This window comes from Streptomyces sp. NPDC052721 (assembly GCF_040678315.1).
In the GTDB taxonomy this organism is placed as follows: Bacteria; Actinomycetota; Actinomycetes; order Streptomycetales; family Streptomycetaceae; genus Streptomyces.
Map to the genome: position 1 here is coordinate 160,393 of NZ_JBFATL010000014.1, position 6,262 is coordinate 166,654.

General features: G+C 69.9%; 5 protein-coding genes. 1 reads left to right on the forward strand and 4 read right to left on the reverse strand.

The annotated features are described in order from the left end of the window. Positions 1-73: 73 nt before the first annotated feature. From pstB to pstS, 4 genes are all read right to left on the reverse strand, one after another. On the reverse strand, positions 74-850 hold the full coding sequence (gene pstB / locus AB0L21_RS16660; RefSeq protein ID WP_365708754.1) for a phosphate ABC transporter ATP-binding protein PstB: 777 nt from the start codon (positions 848-850) through the stop codon (positions 74-76). Between the two features lie 72 nt (positions 851-922). Beyond that, complete coding sequence (gene pstA, locus AB0L21_RS16665) at positions 923-1,984, reverse strand: phosphate ABC transporter permease PstA (protein ID WP_365708756.1); 1,062 nt, start codon at positions 1,982-1,984, stop codon at positions 923-925. Then, a complete protein-coding gene (gene pstC / locus AB0L21_RS16670; protein WP_365708758.1) occupies positions 1,981-2,985 on the reverse strand; it encodes a phosphate ABC transporter permease subunit PstC in 1,005 nt (334 codons plus the stop codon). Before pstC ends, pstA begins: the two co-directional genes overlap by 4 nt. 114 nt (positions 2,986-3,099) lie before the next feature. Further along, positions 3,100-4,233, reverse strand: coding sequence for a phosphate ABC transporter substrate-binding protein PstS (gene pstS / locus AB0L21_RS16675; RefSeq protein WP_365784639.1), 1,134 nt, complete (start codon positions 4,231-4,233; stop codon positions 3,100-3,102). Positions 4,234-4,556: 323 nt separating this feature from the next. On the opposite strand from pstS, the gene AB0L21_RS16680 reads away from it, so the two are divergent. Next, positions 4,557-6,128: an FAD-binding oxidoreductase gene (locus AB0L21_RS16680; protein WP_365784641.1), complete on the forward strand. Its 1,572-nt coding sequence runs from the start codon at positions 4,557-4,559 to the stop codon at positions 6,126-6,128. Positions 6,129-6,262 lie beyond the last annotated feature (134 nt).

A 6,262-nucleotide genomic window follows, 5' to 3' on the forward strand; every position in this document is an offset into this window, starting at 1 on the left:
CCGGGAGCCAGGGGCGGGCCCTTTGCGTCCTCGCGGTGGCACCGCCATGCAGCACCGCGAGGGGATCGGGGGATCAGCCGAAGCGGCCGGAGATGTAGTCCTCCGTGGCCTGGACCGACGGGTTGGAGAAGATCCGCTCCGTGTCGTCGATCTCGATCAGCCGGCCGGGCTGTCCGACCGCCGCGAGGTTGAAGAACGCCGTACGGTCCGAGACACGCGCCGCCTGCTGCATGTTGTGCGTCACGATGACGATCGTGAACCGCTCCTTCAGCTCACCGATCAGGTCCTCGATGGCGAGGGTGGAGATCGGGTCCAGGGCGGAGCAGGGCTCGTCCATGAGGAGCACCTTCGGCTCGACCGCGATGGCGCGGGCGATGCACAGGCGCTGCTGCTGACCACCGGACAGGCCGGAGCCCGGCTTGTTCAGGCGGTCCTTCACCTCGTTCCAGAGGTTCGCGCCCTTGAGGGACTTCTCGACGATGTCGTTCAGTTCCGACTTCTTGTAGTTGCCGTTCAGCCGCAGGCCCGCCGCCACGTTGTCGAAGATCGACATCGTGGGGAACGGGTTCGGGCGCTGGAAGACCATGCCCACCTCACGGCGGACGGACACCGGGTCGACCCCGGTGCCGTACAGGTCCTCGTCGTCCAGGAGCACCTTGCCCTCGACGCGCCCGCCGGGGGTGACCTCGTGCATACGGTTCAGCGTGCGCAGGAACGTCGACTTGCCGCAGCCGGAGGGGCCGATGAACGCCGTCACCGACCGCGGCTCCACGGTCATCGAGATGTCCTCGATCGCCTTGTGGGAGCCGTAGAAGGCGGTGAGGCCGCTTACGTCGATTCGCTTGGCCATGTCTGCTTCACTTCCAGGGATTCAAGCTCGGTCGCTGTGGGGCTCCGCCCGGCGGAGCCGGAGATAGTCGCCTCAGCGACCGGTCCTGGGGGCCTTCCAGCGGGCGATGCCGCGGGCCACCAGATTGAGGATCATCACGAAGGCGATCAGCGTGAGGGACGCCGCCCACGCGCGGTCGTACGCCGCACCGGAGCCGGCGCTGTTGGCGAACTGCTGGTAGATGTACAGCGGCAGCGACGCCTGCGCGCCCTCGAAGGGGTTGTTGTTGATGAACGGGTTGCCGAACACCAGCAGCAGCACCGGCGCGGTCTCACCGGCGATACGGGCGACCGCCAGCATGATGCCGGTGGTGATACCGCCGATGGAGGTCGGCAGGACCACCTTCAGGATGGTCCGCCACTTGGGCACGCCGAGCGCCAGGGACGCCTCGCGCAGCTCGTTCGGGACGAGCTTGAGCATCTCCTCGGTGGAGCGGACGACGACCGGCATCATCAGGATGGCCAGGGCCAGCGAACCGGCGAAGCCGAACGGCTGCATCTCGAAGATGAGCATCAGGCTGAGGATGAACAGGCCCGCGACGATCGACGGGATGCCCGTCATGACGTCGACGAAGAACGTGACGGCCTTGGCGAGCCGGCCCCGGCCGTACTCGACCAGGTAGATCGCGGTGAGCACGCCGATCGGGGCGCCGATGAGGGTGGCGAGGCCGACCTGCTCCAGGCTGCCGATGATGGCGTGGTAGATGCCGCCGCCGGGCTCGGTGTCGGCGACGACCCCCATCGAGTGGGTCAGGAAGTAGACGTCGAGGACCTTCACACCGCGCGCGACGGTCACCCAGATCAGGGAGACCAGCGGCACCACGGCGAGCAGGAAGGCCACCCAGACGAGGCTGGTGGCGACGCGGTCCTTGGCCTGGCGGCGGCCCTCGACGCGCGCGGCGATCCCGAACGTGCCGAGGACGAAGAGGACGGCGGCGATCAGACCCCACTGGATCTTGCTGTCCAGGCCGGCGGCCAGGCTGATGCCGATGCCCAGGGCGAGGGAGCCGGCGGCGATGGCCCACGGCGTCCACCGGGGCAGGCTGGCGGCGCGCAGCGTGCTGGGCCGCTTGTCGGTGACGGCTGCGGTGCTCATGCGTTGGCCCCCGAGTACTCCGCGCGACGGGCGATGATCAGCCGGGCCGCGCCGTTGACCAGCAGGGTGATGACGAACAGGACCAGCCCGGAGGCGATGAGCGCGTCCCGGCCGAACTCGTTCGCCTCGCTGAACTTGCTGGCGATGTTCTGGGCGAAGGTGCCGCCGCCCGGGTTGAGCAGGCTGGCCTGGATGTCGAAGGACGGCGAGAGCACGGTGGCGACGGCCATCGTCTCGCCGAGCGCACGGCCGAGGCCGAGCATGGAGGCGGAGATCACGCCGGAGCGGCCGAAGGGCAGCACGGACATGCGGATGACCTCCCAGCGCGTGGCGCCGAGGGCCAGGGCCGCCTCCTCGTGCATCTGCGGGACCTGCCGGAAGACCTCACGGCTGACGTTGGTGATGATCGGCAGGATCATGATCGCGAGCAGGACGCCGACGGTGAGCATCGAGCGCGGCGCGCCCTGGTCCCAGGAGAAGACGCCGGTCCAGCCGAAGAAGTCGTCGAGCCAGCCGAACAGGCCGTTCATGTGCGGGACGAGTACGAGGGCGCCCCACAGGCCGTACACGATGGACGGCACGGCGGCGAGCAGGTCGATGACGTAGGCGACCGGGCCGGACATGCGGCGCGGGGCGTAGTGCGTGATGAACAGCGCGATGGCGACCGCGACCGGGACCGCGACGACCATGGCGACGACCGAGGAGACGATCGTGCCGAAGACGAGGACCGCGATGCCGAACTTCGGTTCGAGGACGTTGGTGTTCCACTCGAACGTGGTCAGGAAGTTCGCGTGGTCCTTGCTGATCGCGAGGGCGGCGCGGTAGGTGAGGAAGACCGCGATGGCGGCCATGATCGCCAGCAGCAGGATGCCGGAGCCCCGGGACAGGCCGAGGAAGATGCGGTCACCGGGGCGGGTGGCGCCACGGGCCGCGCGCTTGTGCTCGGCGACCGTGGGCTGGGAGGCAGGGGGAGGTACGTCGGTTGTCGTCGATATGTCCATCGGGTTCTCCGGTCTGCGGAGCCGTACCCGCGAGGGGGCGGCGGCTCATGGCGGCGGTGCACCGGACGGTGCGGCCCGGCCCTGTCGGGTACCGGGCCGCACTCTCGGATCAGGTCAGCTCAGGCCCTCGATGGTCGTGCGGACCTTGGAGATGATGTCGGCGGGCACGGGCGCGTAGCCGATGCCCGGGAGGATCTTCTGGCCGTCCTCGCTGGCGATGTAGCGCAGGAAGGCCTTGGTGGCGGGCAGGGTGTCCGCCTTGTTGCCCTTGTCGCACACGATCTCGTAGGTGACCAGGGTGATCGGGTAGGCGCCCTCGGCCTTGGTCTTGTAGTCCAGCTTCAGCGAGAGGTCCTTGCCGGTGCCGACGACCTGCGCGGCGGCGATGTCGGCGGTGGCGCTCTCGGAGCTGGGCGCGACCGGCTTGCTGGCGCCGGTGTCGATGGACACGGCCTTGAGGCCGTCCTTGACGTAGGACAGCTCGAAGTAGCCGATGGCGCCGGAGGTCTGCTTCACCTGCTGCGCCACACCCGCGGACTGCGGAGCGGACTGACCGCCCTTGGCCTGCCAGGCCTTGCCGCCGGAGTACTTCCAGTTGTCCGGGGTGGTGGCGATCAGGTACTTGGTGAAGTTGTCCGTGGTGCCGGACTCGTCCGAGCGGTGGAACGCCTGGATCTTCAGGTCGGGGAGCTTCGCGCCCTTGTTCAGGGCGGCGATCGCCGGGTCGTTCCACTTGGTGATCTTGCTGTCGAAGATCTTGGCGAGGGTCGGGGCGTCCAGGACCAGGTTGTCGACACCCGGGACGTTGTAACCGATGGCGATCGGGCCGCCGACCATCGGCAGGTCGATGCCCTGGCCGCCCTTGCAGACCTGCTTGGAGGCGGTGACCTCTTCGGGCTTCAGCGCCGAGTCGGAACCGGCGAAGGCGACCTGGCCCTGCGTGAACGCGGTGACACCGGCACCGGAGCCGCCGCCCTTGTAGTTGATCTGCACGCCGCAGGCCTGGGAGAAGTTCTTCACCCAGGCGTCGATCGCGTTCTTCTGCGCGGAGGAGCCGTCTGCGAGCAGCTGACCCTTGGCGTCGTCGCACTTGACCGAGCCGGCGCCGGCGGACGTGGACGGGTTGCCCGACGCACCGCCACCGCCGCCGTTGTCGTCGGAGCCGCACGCCGTCAGGGCCAGGGCGCCGGTGACGGCGACAGCACCGAGAGAAAGGGCGCGCAGCCGGTTCTTGCGCTGAAGCTTCACTTTCGGGAGTTCCTTCCAGGAGCCGCCGCTGTCGGCGGCGCGCGAGGTCATAGAGGTGCGTGAGCGCGTTTCATGGCCGCACTCAGCACCCGGTAAGGCCGAAATTAGGCAGATCAGGTGAAGCCGCCGATGGCCGGAAGTGAACGAGGGGTGAACCCCTGCCGTCAGCCCGGTGAGGTCACGGAATGCTCACGGGGAGAGCACGCGAAGGTTCCGACGACCGGGTTGCGCGAACATGTCTTCGATGTACGTCACCCGGTCGGGGGAACCCCTCGGCGCGGCGCGTCGTCTCGTTCCACGACAGCCGAGGAAAGGCGACGGACATGGAACGGCGTACGTTCATCTCGGGCGGCGCGGCCGCCCTCGCGACGACCGCACTGACCGCGTGCGGTGCGGGCGGAGGCTCGTCCGCCCCCGCGGCGGACCACCCCGGTACGCCGTCGCGCTCCTCCTCGCTCCCGGCCCTGAAGACCACGAGCGCGACCGCCGCGGCGAACTGGGCGGCCCTCGCCCGTGACCTGGACGGCACCCTGGTGCGGCCCGGCGAGGCGAGCTGGAAGACCGCCCACCAGTTGTACAACACCCGCTTCGACGGGCTGAAGCCCGCAGCGGTGGCCTATGTCGCGCACCCCGCCGACATCCGCACCACCCTCGCCTACGCCCACGCGCACGGCGTGAAGGTCTCCATCCGCAACGGCGGCCACTCCTACGCCGGCTACTCCTCCGGCGACAACCGGCTGATCGTCGACGTGTCCCGGCTGAACCGGGTCCGGGCGAGCGGCGGCCAGGCCGTCGTCGGCGCCGGCGCCAAGCTGATCGACGTCTACCGCGCGCTGGCCGCGAAGGGCGTGACCATACCGGCGGGCTCCTGCCCCACCGTCGGCGTCTCCGGCCTGGTGCTCGGCGGCGGCCACGGCGTCGCCTCCCGCGCCTACGGCCTGACCTGCGACAGCCTCACCCAGGCCACCCTGATCACCGCGGACGGCACACAGCTCACGGCGAACGCGAGTACCGACAAGGACCTGTTCTGGGCGCTGCGCGGCGCCGGCAACGGCAACTTCGGCGTCGTCACCGAGCTGCAGTTCAGGACCCATGCCGCACCTCAGGCAGTGACCGCCTACCTGACCTGGCCCTGGTCCAGGGCCGCCAAGGTGCTGAAGGCCTGGCAGGAGTGGGGCCCGGGCCAGCCCGACGAGATCTGGTCCTCCCTGCACCTGGCGTGCTCCCCGGGCCGCACCCCGACCATCTCCGTGGCCTGCTTCTCCCTCGGCACCTACGGCGAGCTGCAGAACGCCGTCGACCGCCTGGCCCACCTCGCCGGCGCCAACGCCTCCTCCGTCTCCCTGCGCCGCCGGGGCTACGAGGAGGCCATGGAGATCTACGCCGGCTGCTCCTCCTTCTCCACCGACGCCCAGTGCCATCTGCCCGGCTCCACCCCGGGCCGCTCCCCGCAGGGCAGGCTCGGCCGCGAGACGTACGCGGCCCGCTCCGACTTCTTCGACCGTTCGCTGTCCGCGGCCGGCATCCAGACCGTGCTCCAGCAGATCGCCGCGGTGCGGGGCGGCGCGGGCAGCATCGCGTTCACCGCGCTCGGCGGCGCGGTCAACCGGGTCTCCCCGACCGCGACGGCCTTCGTCCACCGCCGCTCGCGGATGCTGGCCCAGTACATCGCCTCCTGGGGTGCGGGGGCCTCCGGCTCCACCGCCCAGTCCTGGCTGACCTCGGCGCACCAGGCGATGAAGCCGTACGCCTCGGGCGCCGCCTACCAGAACTACACCGACCCGACGCTGAAGGACTGGAAGAAGGCGTACTACGGGGACGCGGCGGCCCGGCTGGCGAAGGTGAAGAAGCAGTACGACCCGCAGCGCTTCTTCTCCTACGCGCAGGGGCTGTAGCGGACGGGGTCGCCGTCCGCCGGCGGCCGTCGGGGGTGCGGCTAGGTCCTGTCGTCAAACTCCCGTCGTCCGCCCGGAGGGCGGGTCGCGCGGCGTCAGGTGCGTGCTCTCGGCGTGCCGGGCCCCGGCCCTCG